Source organism: Sphingobium sp. TomMM35A, from assembly GCF_054771735.1.
Genome location: NZ_BSRC01000002.1, coordinates 314,725 through 334,434, shown reverse-complemented (window position 1 = coordinate 334,434; position 19,710 = coordinate 314,725). Strand labels below are relative to the sequence as shown.

General features: G+C 63.3%; 18 protein-coding genes. 8 read left to right on the top strand and 10 right to left on the bottom strand.

Features of this window, described 5'->3' with window-relative positions:
* Nucleotides 1-32 precede the first annotated feature (32 nt).
* Nucleotides 33-3,215: an efflux RND transporter permease subunit gene (locus ACYU8T_RS14620; protein ID WP_461160044.1), complete on the top strand. Its 3,183-nt coding sequence runs from the start codon at nucleotides 33-35 to the stop codon at nucleotides 3,213-3,215.
* A 5-nt stretch (nucleotides 3,216-3,220) separates the two neighbouring features.
* Nucleotides 3,221-4,666, top strand: a complete 1,446-nt coding sequence (locus ACYU8T_RS14615) for an efflux transporter outer membrane subunit (RefSeq protein WP_461160043.1) — start codon at nucleotides 3,221-3,223, stop codon at nucleotides 4,664-4,666.
* 33 nt (nucleotides 4,667-4,699) lie between these two features.
* Here ACYU8T_RS14615 and ACYU8T_RS14610 read toward each other — a convergent pair whose 3' ends face one another.
* Nucleotides 4,700-5,578 (bottom strand): OmpA family protein, encoded by an 879-nt coding sequence (locus ACYU8T_RS14610; RefSeq protein WP_461160042.1) that lies wholly within the window; start codon nucleotides 5,576-5,578, stop codon nucleotides 4,700-4,702.
* Nucleotides 5,579-5,987: 409 nt separating this feature from the next.
* Here ACYU8T_RS14610 and ACYU8T_RS14605 point away from each other — a divergent pair, with 409 nt between their 5' ends.
* On the top strand, nucleotides 5,988-6,473 hold the full coding sequence (locus ACYU8T_RS14605) for a nuclear transport factor 2 family protein (RefSeq protein ID WP_461160041.1): 486 nt from the start codon (nucleotides 5,988-5,990) through the stop codon (nucleotides 6,471-6,473).
* 263 nt (nucleotides 6,474-6,736) lie between these two features.
* Complete coding sequence (locus ACYU8T_RS14600; RefSeq protein ID WP_461160040.1) at nucleotides 6,737-7,825, top strand: hypothetical protein; 1,089 nt, start codon at nucleotides 6,737-6,739, stop codon at nucleotides 7,823-7,825.
* Nucleotides 7,826-7,876: 51 nt separating this feature from the next.
* Here the strand turns inward: ACYU8T_RS14600 and ACYU8T_RS14595 are convergent, their stop codons facing one another.
* A complete protein-coding gene (locus ACYU8T_RS14595) occupies nucleotides 7,877-8,314 on the bottom strand; it encodes a nuclear transport factor 2 family protein (protein ID WP_461160039.1) in 438 nt (145 codons plus the stop codon).
* A gap of 135 nt (nucleotides 8,315-8,449) precedes the next feature.
* Between ACYU8T_RS14595 and ACYU8T_RS14590 the strand changes: the two genes are divergently transcribed.
* Nucleotides 8,450-8,725: a LuxR C-terminal-related transcriptional regulator gene (locus tag ACYU8T_RS14590; protein WP_461160396.1), complete on the top strand. Its 276-nt coding sequence runs from the start codon at nucleotides 8,450-8,452 to the stop codon at nucleotides 8,723-8,725.
* A 1-nt stretch (nucleotide 8,726) separates the two neighbouring features.
* Here the strand turns inward: ACYU8T_RS14590 and ACYU8T_RS14585 are convergent, their stop codons facing one another.
* The 5 genes from ACYU8T_RS14585 to ACYU8T_RS14565 all read right to left on the bottom strand — a co-directional run bounded on the left by ACYU8T_RS14585 (nucleotide 8,727) and on the right by ACYU8T_RS14565 (nucleotide 14,838).
* The gene (locus ACYU8T_RS14585; RefSeq protein WP_461160038.1) at nucleotides 8,727-9,605 is read right to left on the bottom strand and encodes a VOC family protein; all 879 of its coding nucleotides are present in this window, start codon (nucleotides 9,603-9,605) and stop codon (nucleotides 8,727-8,729) included.
* A 139-nt stretch (nucleotides 9,606-9,744) separates the two neighbouring features.
* Nucleotides 9,745-10,860, bottom strand: coding sequence for a tyrosine-protein phosphatase (locus tag ACYU8T_RS14580; RefSeq protein ID WP_461160037.1), 1,116 nt, complete (start codon nucleotides 10,858-10,860; stop codon nucleotides 9,745-9,747).
* A 7-nt stretch (nucleotides 10,861-10,867) separates the two neighbouring features.
* A complete protein-coding gene (locus tag ACYU8T_RS14575) occupies nucleotides 10,868-11,644 on the bottom strand; it encodes an SDR family NAD(P)-dependent oxidoreductase (RefSeq protein WP_461160036.1) in 777 nt (258 codons plus the stop codon).
* Nucleotides 11,645-11,658: 14 nt separating this feature from the next.
* The gene (locus tag ACYU8T_RS14570) at nucleotides 11,659-12,666 is read right to left on the bottom strand and encodes a metallophosphoesterase family protein (protein WP_461160035.1); all 1,008 of its coding nucleotides are present in this window, start codon (nucleotides 12,664-12,666) and stop codon (nucleotides 11,659-11,661) included.
* Nucleotides 12,667-12,678: 12 nt separating this feature from the next.
* The gene (locus ACYU8T_RS14565) at nucleotides 12,679-14,838 is read right to left on the bottom strand and encodes a TonB-dependent receptor (RefSeq protein WP_461160034.1); all 2,160 of its coding nucleotides are present in this window, start codon (nucleotides 14,836-14,838) and stop codon (nucleotides 12,679-12,681) included.
* Nucleotides 14,839-15,011: 173 nt separating this feature from the next.
* On the opposite strand from ACYU8T_RS14565, the gene ACYU8T_RS14560 reads away from it, so the two are divergent.
* Entirely contained in the window at nucleotides 15,012-15,644 is a 633-nt protein-coding gene (locus ACYU8T_RS14560; protein WP_247233745.1) for a TetR/AcrR family transcriptional regulator, read from the top strand.
* A 15-nt stretch (nucleotides 15,645-15,659) separates the two neighbouring features.
* Here the strand turns inward: ACYU8T_RS14560 and ACYU8T_RS14555 are convergent, their stop codons facing one another.
* Nucleotides 15,660-16,346, bottom strand: coding sequence for a Crp/Fnr family transcriptional regulator (locus ACYU8T_RS14555; protein WP_461160033.1), 687 nt, complete (start codon nucleotides 16,344-16,346; stop codon nucleotides 15,660-15,662).
* Between the two features lie 79 nt (nucleotides 16,347-16,425).
* Here ACYU8T_RS14555 and ACYU8T_RS14550 point away from each other — a divergent pair, with 79 nt between their 5' ends.
* Together ACYU8T_RS14550 and ACYU8T_RS14545 are read left to right on the top strand one after the other, a co-directional pair.
* Entirely contained in the window at nucleotides 16,426-18,249 is a 1,824-nt protein-coding gene (locus ACYU8T_RS14550; protein ID WP_461160032.1) for an acyclic terpene utilization AtuA family protein, read from the top strand.
* Between the two features lies 1 nt (nucleotide 18,250).
* The gene (locus ACYU8T_RS14545; RefSeq protein ID WP_461160031.1) at nucleotides 18,251-19,057 is read left to right on the top strand and encodes a hypothetical protein; all 807 of its coding nucleotides are present in this window, start codon (nucleotides 18,251-18,253) and stop codon (nucleotides 19,055-19,057) included.
* A gap of 6 nt (nucleotides 19,058-19,063) precedes the next feature.
* Here the strand turns inward: ACYU8T_RS14545 and ACYU8T_RS14540 are convergent, their stop codons facing one another.
* Together ACYU8T_RS14540 and ACYU8T_RS14535 are read right to left on the bottom strand one after the other, a co-directional pair.
* Nucleotides 19,064-19,348 carry an Hpt domain-containing protein gene (locus ACYU8T_RS14540; protein ID WP_461160030.1) on the bottom strand — a complete coding sequence of 95 codons (285 nt, stop codon included), beginning with the start codon at nucleotides 19,346-19,348 and terminating at the stop codon, nucleotides 19,064-19,066.
* Nucleotides 19,345-19,710, bottom strand: a complete 366-nt coding sequence (locus tag ACYU8T_RS14535; RefSeq protein ID WP_461160029.1) for a response regulator — start codon at nucleotides 19,708-19,710, stop codon at nucleotides 19,345-19,347. Before ACYU8T_RS14535 ends, ACYU8T_RS14540 begins: the two co-directional genes overlap by 4 nt.

Genomic DNA, 19,710 nt, shown 5'->3' with positions numbered 1-19,710 from the left:
CCTGCCTGGGAAAGGGAATAAGGGAAGAGATCATGCGTCTCAGCCACGTCTTCATCAAACGGCCGATCTTCGCCGGCGTCATCGCAGTGATCATCACCATCGTCGGCGCGCTTGCCTATTTCGGCTTGCCCGTCGCGCAATATCCCGACGTCGTGCCCCCCACGGTCACGGTCAGCGCCAACTATCCCGGCGCATCGTCGGAAACGATCGCCGACACCGTGGCCGCGCCGCTGGAGCAGGAAATCAATGGCGTCGACGACATGCTCTACATGTCGAGCCAATCGACCGGCGACGGACGGCTGACCATCACGGTCACCTTCAAGCAGGGCACCGACCTGGATGAAGCGCAGGTGCTGGTGCAGAACCGGGTAGCGCTCGCCGAACCCCGGCTGCCCGAAGATGTGCGGCGGCAGGGCGTGGTGACGCGCAAGACCACACCCGACTTTCTGCTGGTCGCGAACTTGATTTCGCCCGGCAACACGCTCGATCGCGCTTACCTTTCCAACTATGCGCTGACCCAGATGAAGGACCGGCTCGCGCGCATCGACGGCGTGGGTGAGGTTCGCATCTTCGGCGCGCGCGACTATGCGATGCGCGTGTGGATCGATCCCGGCCGGGCGGCCGCGCGCAACATGACGGCGGGCGAGATTGTCGAGGCGCTTCGGTCCCAGAATGTGCAGGTCGCCGCCGGCGCCATCGGCAAACCGCCGGAAAGCAGCGCGCCCGCCTATGAGGTGAACCTGGAAACGCAGGGCCGCTTCACCGCGCCCGATCAGTTCGCCAACATCGTCATCAAGAGCGATGGCGATGGCCGCCTGACCCGTCTGTCCGACGTTGCCCGAGTGGAGCTTGGCGCGGAGGATTACGGCATCAACACCTATTTATCCGGCCAGCCTTCGGTCGGCATCGGCATCTTCCAGCGTCCGGGCAGCAATGCCCTGGCATCCGCGGACGCCGTGCTTGCCGAGCTGAAGACGATGTCCGCCAAATTCCCGGCGGGCATGGAATATCGCGTCATCTACAATCCCACCGACTTCATCCGGGAATCGGTGAGCGCGGTCCAGCACACGCTGCTGGAGGCGGTGGTGCTGGTCGTCATCGTCATCCTCGTCTTCCTGCAAAGCTGGCGCGCTGCGATCATTCCCGTCCTTGCCATCCCCGTGTCGCTGGTCGGCACCTTCGCGGTGTTGGCGGGACTTGGCTATTCGCTCAACAACCTGTCGCTGTTCGGGCTGGTGCTCGCCATCGGCATCGTCGTCGATGACGCCATCGTCGTGGTCGAAAATGTCGAGCGCAATCTGGAACATGGCATGACCCCGCGCGAGGCGTCGCATCGATCGATGGACGAAGTGTCGACCGCGCTGGTCGCCATCGTGCTGGTGCTGTGCGCGGTGTTCATCCCGACGATGTTCCTGACTGGCCTGACGGGTGAATTCTACCGCCAGTTCGCCGTCACCATCTCGGCGGCGACGATCATCTCGCTCATCCTGTCGCTGACCTTGTCGCCCGCGCTCGCCGCCTTGCTGCTCCGTCCGAAGGCGGAGGATGAGCCCGAAGGCCGGTGGAAGCGCATGGCCTATCGCGGGGGCAAGCGGTTCAACGCCGCCTTTGATCGGCTCAGCCACTGGTATGCCACCGTCACCCGCGCGATGCTGGGGCGGTTGAAGCTGGTGCTGCTCATCTATGTCGGGCTGGTCGGCCTGACGGCGCTGGTTTTCATGTCCACCAAGGCAGGGTTCGTGCCCGCGCAGGACCAGGGCTATGCCATCACGGCGGTGTTCACGCCGTCCGGCACGTCGCTCGCCCAGACCGACAAGGTGCTGCGCGAAACAGCGGCCAAGATGGGCAAGATCCCCGGCGTCAAGGGAACCGTCATGCTGACCGGCTATCATGCGCCGAGCGGAACCGTCGCCCCCAACGCCGCAGCGGCCTTCCTCGTCTTCGACAGCTTTGAAGAGCGCGGCAAGCATGGCTGGACAGAACAGTCCATCATGGCCGAGGCGCGCAAGATCGCGGCGCAAGTCAATGAAGGCCGGGTATTCGTCATCCCGCCGCCGCTGATCCGCGGCATCAGCACCGGCGGCGGCTTCAAGATGATGATCCAGGACCGTTCCGGGCGCGGCTATGCGGAACTGAACAAGATCATCGGCGGGTTGCTCGCCGAAGCGAACAAGGATCCCAACCTCTTCTTCGTGCATACGAAGTTCGAGGCGTCGGCTCCCCGCATCTTTGCCGATGTCGATCGTGCCAAGGCGGACATGATCGGCGTGTCGCCTGCCCGCGTGTTCGAAGCGATGCAGGTCTATCTGGGCTCGGCTTATGTGAACGACTTCAACCTGCTCGGCCGCACCTATCGCGTGATCGCGCAGGCCGACCTGCCGTTCCGGGATGATGCGGGCGACGTCGCGCAGCTGAAGACGCGCTCGGCCTCGGGCGAGATGGTGCCGGTGGGCGCCGTCGCCACCCTGCATGACAAGACGGGCCCCTATCGCGCCGTTCGCTACAATCTCTATCCCGCGATCGATGTGGAGGGCGATGTCGCGCCCGGCCATTCCTCGGGTCAGGCGATGGCGGCGATGGAGCGTCTGGCGGCCAAGCTTCCGACCGGGGTCACCACCGAATGGACGGAGGTCGCCTATCTTCAGAAGGTGGCGGGCAATGCGGCGATACTGGTGTTCGCCGCGGCAACGCTCTTCGTCTTCCTGGTGCTGGCGGCGCAGTTTGAAAGCCTGATGCTGCCGCTGGCGATCATCCTGATCGTGCCGATGACGCTGCTCGCTGCCATGATCGGGGTCAATCTGCGCGGCATGGACAATAATATCCTGACGCAGATCGGGCTTGTCGTGTTGATCGGCCTCGCCGCCAAAAATGCGATCCTGATCGTCGAGTTCGCCAAGCAGGCGGAAGAAGAAGGCATGGGTCCGATCGACGCCGTGGTTCGCGCGGCGCAAAACCGGCTGCGACCGATCCTGATGACCAGCTTCGCCTTCATCCTTGGCGTTGTGCCGCTCGTCATCGCAAGCGGTCCCGGTGCGGAGTTGCGGCAGGCGCTGGGAACGGCGGTCTTCTCCGGCATGCTCGGCGTCACCTTCTTCGGCCTTGTCTTCACACCAGCCTTCTACGTGGTCACCCGCGCGCTGTCGGAACGGATGCAGCGTTGGCGGGAGCGGAAGGGGCCACGTCATGCGGTGCCCGTGCTGGGCCCAGCGGAATGAGAAAAATGATGACGACACGATATCTGCTGATCGGCGCAGCCTCCCTGACGCTCGCCGCCTGTGCTGCGGGGCCAGACTATGTCCGTCCGCAGCCGGGGGCCAGCGCGCAGGGCCAGTTCGTCGCCGCACGCCCCGCGATCACCACGCCTGATGCGCCGCAGGACGGCTGGTGGCGCCTGTATCAGGACCCGGTGCTTGACGGCCTCGTCGGCAACGCCCTGGCCGCCAATACCGACCTGCGGGTAGCGATCGCCAATCTGGAACGAGCGCAGGCGTCGCTGCGGGAAAGCCGCACGCAATTGCTGCCCCAGACCACCGTTTCGGCACAGCCTACCTATGGCCGCACCTCCGCGCTCCAGCGGGCGCCCGGCTTGCCAGCGGAAGACTGGCGCATCGATGCGGGCCTGAACGTCAATTATGAGGTCGATCTGTTCGGCCGCGTTCGCCGCGCGCTCGAAGCGTCACGCGCCGATGTGGGTGCCGCTGTCGCCGCCGCCGATGCCGTGCGCGTCACCGTGGTTGCCGAGACGGTCAGGGCCTATGCCGACGCATCGTCGGCGGCCGAGCGGATCGCGGTGGCAGAGCGCACGCTGGACCTGCTCGATCGCACCGTCGATCTCAGCGCCAAGCGCTTCGCCGCCGGGCGCACCAGCCGCCTCGACGTCGCGCGCGTGACTGCGCTGCGGAGCCAGCAGCAGGCGACCATTCCACCCCTTCGCGCCCAGCGCGACGCAGCGCTGTTCCGGTTGGCCCTCCTCACCGGAAGAGCGCCGGCTGACCTCCCCCCCGAGGTCGGCCAGCGCGCGGTCACCCTCAGACTGGATCGCCCCATTCCGGTCGGGGATGGCCGCGCGCTACTTGCCCGGCGGCCGGACGTGCGGGAGGCGGAGCGCAGACTTGCGGCTGAGACCGCCCGGATCGGCGTGGCAACGGCTGATCTGTATCCGCGCATCACCTTGGGCGGATCGATCGGATCGACGAGCAACACGATAAGCGACATGTTCGGGGCGGGACCGCTGCGCTGGCTTGCCGGGCCACTGCTCAGCTGGGCCTTCCCCAATATGGAAGGAGGGCGCGCGCGCGTGGCGCAGGCGGAAGCGTCCACCCGATCGGCGCTCGCGACATTCGACGGGGCGGTGCTGAAGGCGCTTCAGGAGACGGAAACGGCGCTGTCTGCCTATGCGCACAGGCTGGAACAGCGGCAGGCGCTGCAATCTGCCGTAGAGCAGGCGCGCGTCGCGGCGCGGATCAGCCGGGCGCAGCTTCGCGAAGGGCGGGCGGACTCGCTCACCGTCCTCGATGCGGAGCGGACGTTGGCGGGCGCGGAGGCTGACCTTGCCAATGCCGATGCGCAGGTCGCCGCCAGCCAGATCGACCTGTTCCGGGCGCTCGGCGGCGGTTGGCAGACGGACGCGGCTCCGGTGGCTCAAGCGGCCAGCAGCGTCCAGTGATGAGGGGGTGGGCCGCAGCCCACCCCGCACATCTTATAGGCCGTCCAGACCCTTGCTGACCAGAATGTTCACCGCGACGCGGCGGTTCTGGGCCTTGCCTTCAGGCGTATCGTTGCTCGCGACCGGATCGGCTTCGGACATGCCGGTCGGCGTCAGCATGCGGTAGGGCTTCCACTTGCAGGCCTGCTGCAGATAGTTGACGACCCGGCCAGCGCGCTTCTCGCTAAGCTCCTGGTTATATTCCTCGTCACCCACGGAATCGGTGTAGCCCACGACCAGCAGCAGGGCGTTGTTCATGCCCTCGGCGGTGCTCGCCGCTGCGCACAGGTCATTCTTGGCCTGCGGCGACAGCACGGCCTTGCCAGTGTCGAAATTCACGTTGGTCGTGGCTTTGACATTATACTGGTCGATCTCGCTCATGCGTCCGCGCAGCGCATCGGTGGCTGCGGTCTGCTCGGCGAAGCGCTGGTCCGTGCCGTTGTAGATCATCGACGCGGTCTTCAGATCCTTGTTCTGAAGCTTGATCGCGCTCGCCACCAGGCCATCGCCCGACTGAAGCGTCTGGACGGTCACCGGCACGCCGTTCAGCAGCGAGGTCGACGCTAGCCGCGCGCGGCCAAGGCCCAGGAAGCCCTTGACGGCGCTGATCTTCGTCGCGTCGTTGATGGTGATCACCGACTTGGTGCCGTCTTCCGCCGTCACCTGCATCCGGTCACCGCTGCGCGCGGAGATGATTCCCTTGACCTCGGGGCCCTTGACGGTCTCGGCCGAAGGAACATAGGCGGTCGCCGAGACATCCGCCGCAGGCTGTTCCTGGGTCTGCTCCTGCGTCTGCGCCAAGCTGGCCGAAGACACCCCGCCAAGCAGGGTCAGCATTAAGAGACAATTATATCCCTTTGAAAAGACAGTCATCACGCTACTCCTTTTAAGATCCGGACAGTCGGGCCTGCTTCATTGCAGCTTTTCGTCCGACCGCCGATCGCGTGATGGCGTATTCAGCTGTCAGAACCCCCTCCATTACTTCACAAGATATGCCGCGTGGCGCCAGAAATAGCGCCACGTGCGCCTTGCCTGTTCTTGCCAACCTTTCTCTTACATGAACAGCCTATTCTTGCCCTTACATGTTCGGCCATTGGAGCGTCTCGTGCGCCGGATGGATGCGCGTCGACATGCGCTTGATGCGTTCAGGGCGTTCGCGCACTCATCATGTCGGGCTTAGTCCATTTGTGGGTGGTCGCCACGAAGCTGGCAGGGAATAATGCCGCTCGCCACCCGCATAAGTGGGGGTATGGGCCTTCTCAAGGGCCGGTAAGGAGAGACGATGACCGCCGACGATTATTTCGCCATTCAGAATGTGCTGTTCAGCTATCCCTTTGCGCTCGATGCCGGTGATTTCGATGCGGTGGGTGAATTGCTGGGCGATGCCGTGGTGCGCAGTGGTGGCGCGATCATGGCGGACCGCGATGCCGCCGCGGTCGCAAAGTCATTTCGCGACTGGGTGCTGACCTATGCCGACGGATCGCCGCGCACGCGCCACATGCTGGCCAATGTGATGATCGTGCCCGAAGGCGAGGGGAGGGCGAAAGTCAGTTCCTACGTCATGGTCTTCCAACAGGCGGATGGCGGCCCGCTTCAGCCGGTCATCGGCGGCGACTATCTCGACCGGCTGGAAAAGATCGACGGGCGGTGGCGCATTGTCGAACGGACCATGGGCAATGACCTGATCGGCGACCTGTCCCGTCACGGGCGCGACTTCGGCATCATCCAGCCGACCCGCGCGAATGGCGCACGGCCGCTGTCAGAATAGCGCAGCGCCGCCTTCACTTCCCAAGGAGAACAGCCAACCTCGCGGCTTGTGCTCTGACTGTGCTTAAAGATGCCACGGGCATGTCGGCTACATTCATCCTGGCTCTCCTTCTGTTTTGCGCGGGAGAGAGTGCGGTCACGGCGAGCATCCGGGACACCTACAAATTGACCAGATGCAGCAGAAACTCTTGGCCAACCTCCCATCTGGGAAGCGGTAGCGCCAAGGCGGCTGCTAGAATCGTCGCCATAAAAAGGAGAGACATGATGAGCGACGATCCGGTGACAAACGGTCAGGCCTGGCGCGCCTTTTGCAACGAACTGGCGGACCTGGGGGACCTTGTCCTCGATCCCGACAATCCCGCCTCGCCGCTCGACCGGGCGGAGGGCTACCGCTACCTGACGCGCCTCCTGCGCCTTGGGCTGGAGCAGCATGTGGAGGCGCGCGATACCAGCTTTCCCTTCTTCTACCAGCTCAGCCATCCGACCGGAAAAATCGGCGCCGACAATCCCGACAATGTCTATTGGAATGCCCGGATCGACGGCCGGTTCGATTATCGTCTGACGGTGAAGCGCGGCACGATGGCTTACCTTTCGATCGTCGCCAACGCCTTCCGCTATCATGAGGATGGCACGAACAAGGCGACGGGCGCGCTCGTCGACAGCGAGATTATATGGGACGAGAATGGCGCCGCCGACATCATCGCCAGCACGACGCCCCAGCCGAAGAACTGGCTGCGGCTGGAGCCTGATGCGAGCATGATCATCGTCCGGCAAAGCTATCTCGATCGGTCCAGCGAGAAGCCCGGCGAGTTCAGGATCGAACGCATCGATGGCCCCGCGACGCCCACGCCGCTCGACGCTGCTGCACTGGGCGCGGGGCTGAAGGAAACGACGGCCTTCATTCGTGGCATCGTCAGCACCTTCATCGACTGGTCGAAGCTGTTCCGCGAAACGCCTAACCAGTTTCCCGACATCGACCAGTCAATGTTCCAGAAGGGCGGCGGGGCCAAGGATATCTTTTATGCTCATGCCTATTGGAAACTCGCACCCGATGAAGCCTGGGTGATCGAAGTCACCCCGCCGGACTGCTATTATTGGAACTTCCAGATCGACAATTGGTGGATGGAATCGCTCGACTATCGTTTCCTCAAAGTCACCGTGAACCAGAGCAGCGCGCGTCTGGAGCCGGACGGACGCCTCATCATGGTCGTCGCCGCTCAGGACCCGGGCTTTGGCAACTGGCTCGACACTGCCGGTCATGAGGAAGGAACGGCACTGCTTCGCTGGGCGGGGGCGACTGATCATCCCTTGCCAACGGCAAAGGTCGTGAAGCTGAGCGACCTCAGGCGATAAGTTCATGACTAACATATCACCCCGTCACAAAAGGCGGGATGATGTGTTGCTTCAATCTTCGCGCGTGAAGTTGTCCGGCCCCCAATAGGCGACCATTTCCGCTATCAGTCCCGCGTCGTCAAAAGTCATGACGTCGAGCGTTTCGACACGGTACACAGGGCGGCTGCGAAGGGTCCGGACGATGAAGGCCGCCGCTGCCTGATTGCCGGCGATGCGCACGGCGCCTTCCAGCTTCATGTCATTCGCGCCGCCCGATGCGGCAAAGCCGGCCTCGAAGAAGGACCGCAATGCAGCCTTGCCGTGATGGGAAGGCGCATTGGCCGGATCGCGCACCACCGCCTCCTCCGCGAACAGCGCAAGGATGCCCTCGACATCGCCCGCGCTTTGCCGTTCCGCATAAGCTGCGAAAACGGACCTTATATGGTCGGCAGGCGGCCCTTTGCTCTCCTGCGGGGCCATGTCACTCGCGATGCCGGGCAGCTCTGCCATCATGTTCTCCGTCGTATCAGGCGGATAGCCAAGCAGGATGGGGACGATGCCGCCTCCCCCATATGGACTAATCGCGGATCAATGCGCGAGCGAAGGCATGGTCCGGGCGCCGGAACTCTATCAGCGGCTTGAACAATCAAGGTCGGAACGGGCCGTGATGATCGAGGCTGTCGAGCAGTTCGCAGTCGGCACGATCCTGCTCGATGCCGCCCGTTCGCGCTCGCCCCCACCGAAGGCGCGATCGCGGCAGCGCTTGCCAACGGCGCGTCCCTCTGGGAAGCCGCCCGACGACCGCGCACGGCGGAAAATACCGTCCGTGCGCATCTGCACTCGATCTTCTCCAAGCTCGGGATAAACCGGCAGTTGCAGCTGGTTCACCTGATCCACACCAGCTTCCCGGAAACCCTCTAATTCAGCCCGATACCGGCCGCATCAGCTCGATCCGCACCCCATCGGGATCAGCGCCGTGCAGCAATTCGATCTGCGGCGTCTTCACATGCGCCTCTTCGACGAAATAGCCGCCCCGCTCGCTGAGCGCTGCCGATGTCTTTTCCGGCTCATCATCCCAGAAGGCCAGATGCGTCAGGCCAAAGCGATTGAGCGGCTGGCGCTCGCGCGATCCGAAGCTGTCCGGTTCGAACACCTTCAAAAGCTCGACCGTGTTCCCCTTTGCATCACGGACCATCTGCGCGCGCAGCTTGATGCCGGGCACCTCGTTGATCACGCCCAGCCAATCAAGCCCCTGATCCAGAACATAATTCTCCGCCGCCGTGAAGCCCAGCGCCTCATAATAGCGGAGCGAAACGTCGATATCCTGCACGCAGATGCCGCTGTGCGAGAAGCGTTCCGCCTCGCCCGGCGCTTTCATCAACTCGACACGCACCCCATCAGGGTCGGTGCAATAGAGCATCGTCGTGTCGTTCCCGGCGAAATAAGCGCGCGTTTCTTCATAGACCTTGCCCCCCGCCTCACGGATCCGCGCGGCCCAGGCATCGATGTCGTCCACGTAAAAGGAAATGTGCACCAGCCCATATTGCAGCGTCGATCGCTTTTCCCGTGGGCCAGTCGCCGCAGGTGCCAGAAACTGGAGCAGTTCGATCACCGGCCCATCGGCCCGCTTCAGCATCACCGCCCGCAACCGCACGCCGGGCAGTTGCATGGTCTTTTCCATGTCGGCGCCTTCGATGACGCCATGGTCCTGATAGGGTTCGAAACCAAGCGCATCCTGATAGAAGCGCGCAGAGGTTTCGATGTCGCTCACGCAAATCCCGCGATGTGATAATGTGACCATAGCTCTCTCCTGGATAGAGGCCGCAGTCTGGGTGCCCCAGCCCGGTCCTTCTTTCGAAAATTCGCTTATGAATCACTCGTAGACGAGCAAGGCCGATGCGGCCACAAAGAATTACGCAGATAAAGTCTTTTTGCCTGGATTATCCCTGAAGATAGGTCGACTTCAGCGCTTCCATCTCCGCATCTCCCAAGCCCAACCCCTCGCGAACATAGGCGTCAAAGCTGCCATAGCGCTTCGCCACTTCATCGAATGCCGCCTCCAGATAGCTGGCCCGCACAGTCATGACTGGGTCCAGATGGGCAGGATCGATCGGGCTGTTCGACTTGGCCAGCATCTCCTTCGCCCGCTCATTCTTCGCCTGGAGATAGACATTGCTCGCCAGATAATCCGCCATCACCGTTTCGCGCGGCACGCCGAGCAGCGTCAATATGACCGCGCTTGCCCAGCCGGTCCTGTCCTTCCCCGCCGTGCAGTGATAGAGGATGGGCGCGCCGTTCAGCTCATCCAGCAAGCCGGCATAGGCCCGCCGCGCGCTTCCCAGCGACACGAAATCGCGGTTCGCCGCCGTCAGCAGCTCCGCGCCCTTGCCCGCCGCGATCGCAGCCATCGCCTTGCGCATGTCACCGCCCAGCGATCCCTCGCTGTCCCCTGCAACATCCAGGATCAGGGGCTGGCTTCCGCGCGGCAGCCGGTCGGGCTCCCTCGTCCTCTCGCTCTGGGTCCGCAGGTCCGCGACCAGCCGCAGCCTCAGCTCTTCCATGGCCTTGAGGTCGGCATCGCTCACCCGATCGAGTTGGTCCGACCGAAACAGCAGGCCCATCTTCACCCACCGCCCATCGGTGGTGCGATAGCCGCCAATGTCCCGCAGATTGGCGATGCTCGGCAAATGCAGCGCCCGATCTGCGATGACCAGCGGCGCGCCACGGTCTGGCACCAAAGTGAAATAAGGCCGCGCGCCCACCGCTGGCATGCTGACCGTGATGCTGTCCTTCCCGCGCCCACGGGCCACGGGCTTGCCTGTCAGCACGGGTGAGGGCGTTGACCCCGCATAAATGACGACATGGTCCACCCCCGCTGCTTCCCACGCGATCTGATAGTCGTCGCTCGTCCCAACCTTCGCCGCCGTCGCGGTCAGGAACGGTATCGGCCCGCTGCGCGCTTCGGAAGCAGGGGTGGCGCAACCCGCCAATCCGGCAACAGAAACGGCCAGAGCAGCAGTGACGAAGGCACGGCGGTCGAGCAGCAAAGCGGTCATCCTGCGATCACCCTCTCTGGGAAGAAATATTGCCGCCATCTACGACGATTTCAGACGCGGTGATATAGCTTGCCTCATCGGACAGGAGGAAGCGCACGACCCGTCCCACCTCTTGCGGCTCGCCCAGGCGGCCAAGCAGGATGCGCTTTTCGAAATGGCCGTCGGGCATGGCCTCGACCGCCGGGCGCATCATGGGTGTCAGGATCTGGCCGGGCGACACCGAATTGATGCGGATGCCATCTGTCGACAGCCGGTCGGCCATTGACCGGACCAGCGACAATATCCCGCCCTTGGCGGCGCTGTAGATCGGATTGAGCGCATTGCCGAGCGTCGCATTGATCGACGCGATCGCGACGATGGCCGAACCCGGTTGCGCGGCGAGGTCCTGCCGGATCGCCTGCACGATGAAGGCAAGCGATCGGAGATGGATCGCGATCCCGCTGTCCCAGCTTTCGGCCGTCAGCCCGTCGATCGACGCCGTATCCACGACGCCTGCGGCATGGACCAGCCCGCCCGGCGCGCCGATCGCCTCGCGCGTTGCCGCAAGCGCTGCTTCGATGCCGCCCAGGTCGCGCAGGTCGATGGCAATGTTGGTCGCCGCCGTGCCATGCTCCGCCGTGATGGCGCGGGCCGCTTCAGCGCCCTTGCTGCCATCGATGTCCCATAGGGCGACCGGGCGTCCCACGGCGGCTAGCGCATGGGCGGACGCCAGGCCTATGCCGGACGCGCCCCCGGTTATGATGACGGGCGAAGACGGCGATGCGAGAGCAGGATTGAGCGACATGGAAAACCGTTCCTTCACTTGGGCGATGGGCCTTGTTTGTCGAAAAAGCCGTCGAGGCGGATGTTGCTGATCTGCGGTGCGCCATCGGCCAGCGACACCCACATGATATGATCCTGGGCCGCAGGATCGTCCGCCTTGGCTCCGGGCATTCCGCCGGTAACGCCCAGCTGGATATAATCCTGCTCCTTCCGGCGCTCATAGGCATATTTGTGAAAATGCCCCGCCAGCATGGTATAGGGACGGCCTTTCAGCATCGCCTCTATGCGCTCGAAGGCGGGCGACGCGACCTTCCACGCGGGCCGGTGCATCAACACGAAGGTCCAACTCGGGCGCGGGTTGTCCGCCAGCGCCTTGCGCACCATCTCGATCTGCGCCGTGCTGATCGCGACACTTTCGGACGCGCGCAGTTTGGTGGCGAGTTCGCCCAGCTTGGGCTCGCGGGCAAACAGCGCCTCGGCCTGTGCAGGGTCGCCCTGCAACGCGCCCATCACTTTGCCCATCGCCTCAACGCCATATGCATCCAGCAATTTCTTGCGCGCTATCTTGGGCTGTGGTGGGTCCTCGGTGTTGAGGATGATGAACAACGCACCCTTGTAGCGGAAATGATAATAGTCCGCGCCCAGCTTCGCGCGCCAGATCTGCCGCTGCACGTCGTTGGTCAGATCGTGATTGCCCGGCACATAGAAGAAGGGCGTGTGGAGCTGGTCGATCGCACCGTTGACCTCCTTCCACTCCGCCTCGATCTGTGCTCGGTCTTCCGTATTCCCCTCGATCAGGTCGCCGATATTGATGACGAAGTCGGGGTGAAGCCGATCCACCTGCGCCAGCGCTTTCTCAAATATGCCGGGCCGGTGCTGTCCCGTGCGATCGCCGATGACGACGAAGCGCAGGCTGTCCACCCCGGCAAAGGGGCGCGCTGTCCGCGCGACATCCTTCGCTCCCGGTTGATAATCACCCGCAGCGACACCGGCCGCCGAACAAGCAAGCGCCAGGACTGGCAGCGCAAGGCGGATCAGCTTCACTGTCCCTCCCCCTTAAAATTCGACGTTCAGGTCGATGCCATAGGTGCGCGGCTCGCCGAACAATGCGCCGGGGCGGCCGACATTGAACTGCATGATGTAATAATTCTTGTCCGTCAGATTGCGGCCCCATAGGCTCGCGCGGACGCCCTTCACGCCGGGAATGTCGCCCAGCGTCAGGCGGGCGTTCAGCAGGCCATAGTCGCCAATGATATATTTGCCGCTGCTGATCGTGCTGTTGGTGAACTTGTCGCTTTGCGCGGTATAGTTGACGTTCGCGCTCAGCTGACCGATCGGCAGGCGGGGCAGGTCATAGGTCAGGTCCAGCGCGATGGTGTGCTTGGGCGCGTTGGTGAAGCGGTAATTGTCCGCGATATTCGCGCCGGTCGCGTCCAGAATCTCGTCATAGCGCGCGTCCAGATACCCATAATTCACGGACAGGCGCAGGTTGCGCACCGGCGCCAGGGTCAGGTCGACCTCCACGCCCTTCACGGTCGCCTTGCCCGCATTCAGCACGTCGGTCAGGCGGATATTTGTCGGGTCCGACTGAACATTGACCTGAATGTCGGAATATTTTGAAATGAACGCCGCTGCATTGAAGCGCAGCCGATTGTCCAGCCACTGGCTCTTGATGCCTGCCTCATAGGACCAGAGCGTCTCCGGCCCGAAGCCTTCGTTGAAGCGCCCGATTGAACTGGCGCGGACGTTGAAGCCGCCGCTCTTGTAGCCCTTCACCGCCTTGGCATAGACGTTGACGTCCTCCGACGCGTCAAAGGCGACGACGAAGCTGGGGCTGAAATCCTTGAACGTCTGGCTGCCATCGCCAAAGCCCGGCACCGTCGTGATCGGGCCGCCATTGACCTGTGTCTGGCGCGACAGCGTCGCTTCGCGCTTGTCCCAGCTTTGCCGCAGGCCGACCGTCAGATGCAGGCGGTTGTCCAGCCATTGCGGCGTATAGGTCGCCTGGCCGAACAGCGCGTAGGAACGGTTTTCGATGGTCGCGGTGGTGAAGTTGCGCGTCAGTGTCGGCGGGCTGTAGCTGTTGCTGAAATTGTCGCCGCTCTCGGTGAAGTAATAGAAGCCCGCGACATATTGCAGCCCACCGTCCAGCGCGTCGCCGATCAGCTGCACTTCCTCGCTCCACTGGTCCTGCTTGGCGCGGCTGCTGTTCTTTTGCAGCGGATTGGGGCCAAGGGCGCCGGTCAGATAATCCTGGTTCTGGAAATTATCGAGCTTGCGATAGCCGGTGATCGACCGCAGCGTCAGCGCGTCGCTGGCTTCCCATTCCGCCGTCAGGCTGTGGCCTTGCGCGGTGATGTCGTTGGGCAGGACGTCGCGCACCAGCGGGCTTCCCGCTTCGGGCCGTTCGAGCACCCGCGGATGAAGCGGCGAGAGCGCGACATAATAGGGCGTGTCGCCGATCTCCGTGCGATCATAGCTGTAGCGCAGGCTGAACCGGTCCGAAGGCTGCCACAGCAGGTCAGCGCGCATCGCTTCCCGATCCTTGTCGCCCCACCGCTCGATCCCCGTGCCGGGATTGCGGATGAAGCCATCCTGCCGCTGGTTCACATAGGACAGCCGGGCCGCGAAGGTCTCGCCCAGCGGAATGTTGACCGCCGCCTTGAAGCGCCGGTTGTCATAATTGCCGATCGTCACCTGACCCTTGAAGCCGAAGTCGCCAAGGTCGGGCTTGCGGGTGATGAAGTTGATCGCGCCGCCGGTCGCATTGCGGCCATAAAGCGTGCCTTGCGGGCCGCGCAGCACTTCGATGCGCTCCAGATCGGCGACTTCCATCGCCAGGCCCTGGCTGCGCGCGACATAGACGCCGTCCATATAGACCGCGACGCCGCCGTCCTGGGTGATCTGGTCATCGGACAGCCCCACGCCGCGCATGAAGATCTGCGTCGTCGCGGCGTTGTTGGGGAAGGGGGTCAGCTGAAGGTTGGGGACTTGGGCGCGCAGGTCTGTCAGCCCGTTTATGCCCTTATTCTCCAGGTCCTGGGCGCTGAATGCGGCGATCGAAATCGGCGTGTCCTGCAGCGATTCCTCGCGCTTCTGCGCGGTGACGACGATCTCCTCGATCGCGCTGCCTGCCTGATCCTGCGCCAGTGCGGGCAGGGCGGTCGAACTCATGAGCAGCGTGACGACGGAACGGGCAATCAGGTGATTCGGCATATATCCTCCCCGGGAAACTCCATGCTTCGGCGGGCCATCCGGCCGCATTCTCATCGAGCATGTGCGAATCTACCTACTAGTTCGTAGATAGTTGTGCAACTCCATTCTTGCCGCTACTTCATTCATGCAATCCGCGTTGCCACCGTCCCGCTCCACCGCATAAGAACATGATCATGACAGCAACCAGACAGACAGTCCGCCAGGCCAAGGGCGACGCCACTCGGCAACAGATACTCGACGCCGCCGAACGCATCTTCGCCGAAATCGGCTTCGCCGCCGCACGCCTCGATCATGTCGCGGAAAGCGTCGGCATCCGCCGTCCGTCGATCCTCTATTATTTCCCCGGCAAGCAGCAGCTTTACGACGAAGTCGAAGCGGACATCTTCGCGTCGATGCACGCCTTCGTCCTCAACCGGACCGAAGACGTCACCGAACCGATGGAGCGACTGCTCGCCCTGCTGGACGCCTGGCTGGATTTCCTCGTCAGCCGCCCCACCGCTGCGCGGATAATCCAGCGCCTCATCGCGGACTCGGCCGCCTACGGCAACAATCCTGTGCGCTTCTCCGAATCCGCGCTCCAGGATCTGGAGGATGTCGTGGCGGCCGGTGTGGCCAGCGGGCAGTTCCACCCTGTCTCAGCGATGGTTCTACTCAACAGCGTCGCGGGCAGCGCCTTGCATTATGTCTGCAACGCGCATCAACTTGGGCCTTCACGTTCCTATGACCCGGCGGATCCCGCCCAACTGGCGCAGTTCCGCTCGATGATGCATCGCCTCGCCCGGGTGGCAGTGGCTCCGCAGGACTGACGGCGGCGTCCCGCGTCACTCCCGATCCGCCACCTCGCGTAGACGACCGCTGTCGATCAGTTCGATCCAGCCATAACCCAGACGGATCAGCCCGGCTCGTTCAAATGCGGTAAGGTGCAGGTTCACGGTCTTGCGGCTGACGCCGATCATTTCCGCGAATGTCTGTTGGCTCAGACTGACGATCAGCCCGCGCTCCGACGGGCTGGCCGAAGCCAGTAGGCGTGCAGCGATCCTCTGCCGTGGCGGCAGGGCCATCAGTTCCGCCAGCATGTGCAGGGTTCTGCGCATGTTCGTGTAGGCAAAGTCGGCAATGGCCCGCCATATTTCCGGCCGGTTCTCGGCAATCTGTTCCAGCGCCGCCTCGCTGATCTCCAGCAGGATACTCGGCCGCACCGATATGGCCGTCACCAATCGCGGGCCGCCGCTGAACTTCGTTGCGTGGCCCAGAACCGATCCAGGACCGGAAAGCCCGATCATCACCTGCCTGTCGCCCGGCGCGGTGCAGTAGGAATGGAACAGGCCGTCGATCACGATGAAAAGCCCGCCCCGCTCATCCCCTTGCGTCTGCGCCCATTGACCCGTTCCAAGATGGATCAGCCGCCCGTGCGCGAGGAGTTCTTCCGCCAGCGCGGCGGGATAATCCCGCAGCCAGTCCGTGCCGCGCAAGAGACGCAGCGCCGATGTGCGCTCACTGATTTTCACCCGATTGAATGTAACAGGGGTGACATTCTTCCGCCAAAAACTTCTCTAGCCTCTGCGGCAAAAATATGGAGAGAGTGCCATGACCGCCGCAACAGAGAAGGTCGTGAGGATCGGTGGGGCTACCGCATCCTTTTCCGACACGGCATTGTCGGTGCCGCAGCTGCTGGACGGCGGCAGGCTTGATTATCTTGTCTTCGATTATCTGGCCGAAGGATCCATGGGCCTCTTCGGGCGGATGCAGGCCGCTGATCCATCAGCGGGATATGGCACCGATTTTCTCACCGTTCATGTCGGACCTCATCTGCGCCAGATCGCAGCTCAAGGCGTGAAGGTCGTCGCCAATGCCGGCGGCGTCAATCCGGCAGGACTGGCGGCGGCCCTCGAGCGTATGATCGCGGAAGCGGGGCTCTCTCTTACCGTCGCTTATGTCGAGGGCGACGATCTGCGCTCGCAAGTCGAGCAGCTGAGGGCCGCTGGCCACCGCGACATGTTCACGGGCGCCGCTTTCCCCGACAATGTCATCAGCGCCAACGCCTATCTCGGCGCCTTTCCCATTGCGGTGGCGCTGGAGAAGGGCGCGGACATCGTCGTCACCGGGCGGGTGGTGGATAGCGCCATCGTCCTGGGGCCACTGATCCACGAATTTGGCTGGGGCGAAGGGGATTTCGACTTGCTGGCGGCGGGGACGTTGGCGGGTCACTTGCTGGAGTGCGGCGCTCAGGTCACGGGCGGCACCTTCACCGACTGGCGCGATGTGCCGGATTGGGCAAATATCGGTTTTCCGATCGGGGAATGTCATGCGGACGGGACCATGATCCTGACCAAGCCCGAAGGGTCGGGTGGCCTCGTCTCGATCGGCACTGTTGCCGAGCAGCTGCTCTACGAAGTCAGCGATCCGGCGGACTATATCGTCGCCGACGTCTGCTGCGATTTCAGTGAGGTCAGGCTGGAGCAGCAAGGCAAGGATCGGGTGAAAGTATCCGGCGCGAAGGGCCGCCCGCCGACCGAAAGCTACAAGGTTTGCGTCACCTCGGACGGCGGATGGCGCGCCGTCGCCTACCAGCCGATCATCGGTGAGCAGGCCGCAGAAAAAGCGAGGCGGCAGTCCGAAGCGCTCTATGCGCGCAGCCGGGCGCTGCTGCGCGCCCATAATCTGGCCGACTTCACCGAAACCGACACCGTCATCATTGGTGAAGATGCAAGCTTTGGACCCCATGGTGGCGGGGCGGGCGCACGGGAAGTCATCTGCAAGATGGTCGTCGATCATCCCGACCGCCGGGGGGCGGATATATTCGCCCGCGAACAATGGGCTGGCATCAGCGGCATGGCGGTCGGCACCACGATCAACCTCGCCACCACGGTACTGCCCAAGACCGAGATATTCCTGTTCCTGGTCAGCAAGAGCGGCATCGTGCCACGGGTGACCGTTCGTGGTGAAACCTGGCCGGTGCCAGTGCCTGTGGGCCAGCCTGCATCTGTCCTGCCGAGGGCACCGCAACCAGTCCCCGATACGCCACCCGGAGCGGTCGCCGTCGACCTGATCCGGCTCGCATGGGCGCGCAGCGGCGACAAGGGGCACTTGTTCAACGTCGCCGTCATCGCGCGTCACCCGCAATATCTGCCTTGGCTCCGCATGTCTCTAACCCCTCAAGCGGTGGCGGACTGGTATCGCCATTTGGCGTCGGGCGACGGCCTTCCTCGGGTCCATCGCTATGAAGCGCCGGGGCTGCACGCTCTCAATTTCGTGGTTCACGACGCCCTTGCTGGCGGCATCGATGCCAGTACCCGGCTCGACCCCGCCGCCAAGGGGATGGCGCAAATGCTGCTTCGCTTTCCCGTCCTTGTTCCTCCCGATCTGGCTGCCACGATCGGCGGGCATGACTTCGCTAACGGAGATCGTTGAGATGGCCGATTATTCCTATCTGATGAGGGGCATCAAGACGGTGGAAACCGACAGCAGCGTGCTCGTCAGTTCCTCCCGCTATCTGAATGACGCACGCGTCCGCGATTGGGTGGCGACCCATTTGCTGCGGCGAAACGGACCTGACGTGCCCACCCCTTCGGATTCGATCCAGCTCGTGCAGATACTTCGCGAGGTTCAGGACATCGATCATATCAACGCCCTGTTCGCCGCAGAACGGCAGAAGAATCCTGCACTCGATGCATGGTTCCGCGAAGGCTTCGTCTCGATCTTCGGACGCGATAACCTCAAACATTATGGCTCGGACACGGTTGGGGGTATCTTCTATGCGCAATTGACCGGCAATGATCTACAGGTCGACATTGTCCCACCATTCACACCGCGCAACGACTTCGAATATTTCCAGCTGCGCGCCGGGCAGACGCACGATCTTGAACATATTCTGGGCGGCGGCGGCTTTGACTTCATCGGCGAACTGGTGCCCTATTATATGCGGCTGACCAACTTGTTCGTACATCTGAGCCCGGAACTGGCGGGGGAGCTTTCGGCCTTCTCCATTCTCGGTTCCACGCGCATCATTACCCGCGCGGTTCTCCATTACCCCCAGACCTGGCTGGTGGTTCAGGACGCGGTGGAAAGGGGCGCGAAGGTCGGGCGGGAGTCCGATCCGCTTTACATGATGCGCTACGAAGACGTGTTCGATCTGACGCCGGATCAAGCCCGCGAGAAGCTGGGGGTGAGGGGCGTACGAATGGCCGATACCGCCACCGCATCGGCGCAATGGTGCTGATCACCATTATATGTCCAAAAGGCGGTTCAATTCCTCGATGTAGAGCTGATAGGCGGGCCCAATCTCCCCATGGCTCGCAATGTGTTGGTCCACTTGCGCGGCGGCTTCGCCCAGGCTGCTGAAGCCCAAGGTGCCCGCCAGGCCCGCAATCTTGTGGGCGGCCGCTCCGATCCGTTCGAGATCGCTTTCGCGCACGCTCTCAGGGGCCGAAAGCTGCGCGCGTTCCTCGCGGCAGCGGGCCACGAACTTGTCGCGAACCGCCATCATCCGCGCGTCTGCGTCCGTCGTCACGGCAGATATTCCCGAACCGTGGCGCTGAGCGCCATCGAATCGAACGGCTTCGCGATCACGCCCGCCGCGCCCAGGGAGATGAGATGCTCCACGTCCGCGCGCGCGCTTCGGGCCGTGACGAATACCACGGGAATATCGGCGGTCTCGGGGTCCTCCCGCAGCCGCGCTAAGGTGGCTGGCCCGTCCATGCCCGGCATCATGAAGTCGAGCAGGATGAGCGCGGGCCGCCAGCTTGCCGCCGCTTCCAAGGCGGCCTGACCGCCGTCGCACAGCCGCACCTCTAGCTCCGGGTCGAGGCTCAGCGCTATATCCACGACTTCGCGGATATCCTCTTCATCATCCACATAAAGGATGCGGACCAT

Bases quoted from the DNA above. Each gene is read 5' to 3' on its own strand.
- ACYU8T_RS14620 (WP_461160044.1), top strand. From the start codon at position 33: ATGCGTCTCAGCCACGTCTTCATCAAACGGCCGATCTTCGCCGGCGTC.
- ACYU8T_RS14615 (WP_461160043.1), top strand. From the start codon at position 3,221: ATGATGACGACACGATATCTGCTGATCGGCGCAGCCTCCCTGACGCTC.
- ACYU8T_RS14610 (WP_461160042.1), bottom strand. From the start codon at position 5,578: ATGACTGTCTTTTCAAAGGGATATAATTGTCTCTTAATGCTGACCCTG.
- ACYU8T_RS14605 (WP_461160041.1), top strand. From the start codon at position 5,988: ATGACCGCCGACGATTATTTCGCCATTCAGAATGTGCTGTTCAGCTAT.
- ACYU8T_RS14600 (WP_461160040.1), top strand. From the start codon at position 6,737: ATGAGCGACGATCCGGTGACAAACGGTCAGGCCTGGCGCGCCTTTTGC.
- ACYU8T_RS14595 (WP_461160039.1), bottom strand. From the start codon at position 8,314: ATGGCAGAGCTGCCCGGCATCGCGAGTGACATGGCCCCGCAGGAGAGC.
- ACYU8T_RS14585 (WP_461160038.1), bottom strand. From the start codon at position 9,605: ATGGTCACATTATCACATCGCGGGATTTGCGTGAGCGACATCGAAACC.
- ACYU8T_RS14580 (WP_461160037.1), bottom strand. From the start codon at position 10,860: ATGACCGCTTTGCTGCTCGACCGCCGTGCCTTCGTCACTGCTGCTCTG.
- ACYU8T_RS14575 (WP_461160036.1), bottom strand. From the start codon at position 11,644: ATGTCGCTCAATCCTGCTCTCGCATCGCCGTCTTCGCCCGTCATCATA.
- ACYU8T_RS14565 (WP_461160034.1), bottom strand. From the start codon at position 14,838: ATGCCGAATCACCTGATTGCCCGTTCCGTCGTCACGCTGCTCATGAGT.
- ACYU8T_RS14560 (WP_247233745.1), top strand. From the start codon at position 15,012: ATGACAGCAACCAGACAGACAGTCCGCCAGGCCAAGGGCGACGCCACT.
- ACYU8T_RS14550 (WP_461160032.1), top strand. From the start codon at position 16,426: ATGACCGCCGCAACAGAGAAGGTCGTGAGGATCGGTGGGGCTACCGCA.
- ACYU8T_RS14545 (WP_461160031.1), top strand. From the start codon at position 18,251: ATGGCCGATTATTCCTATCTGATGAGGGGCATCAAGACGGTGGAAACC.
- ACYU8T_RS14535 (WP_461160029.1), bottom strand. From the start codon at position 19,710: ATGGTCCGCATCCTTTATGTGGATGATGAAGAGGATATCCGCGAAGTC.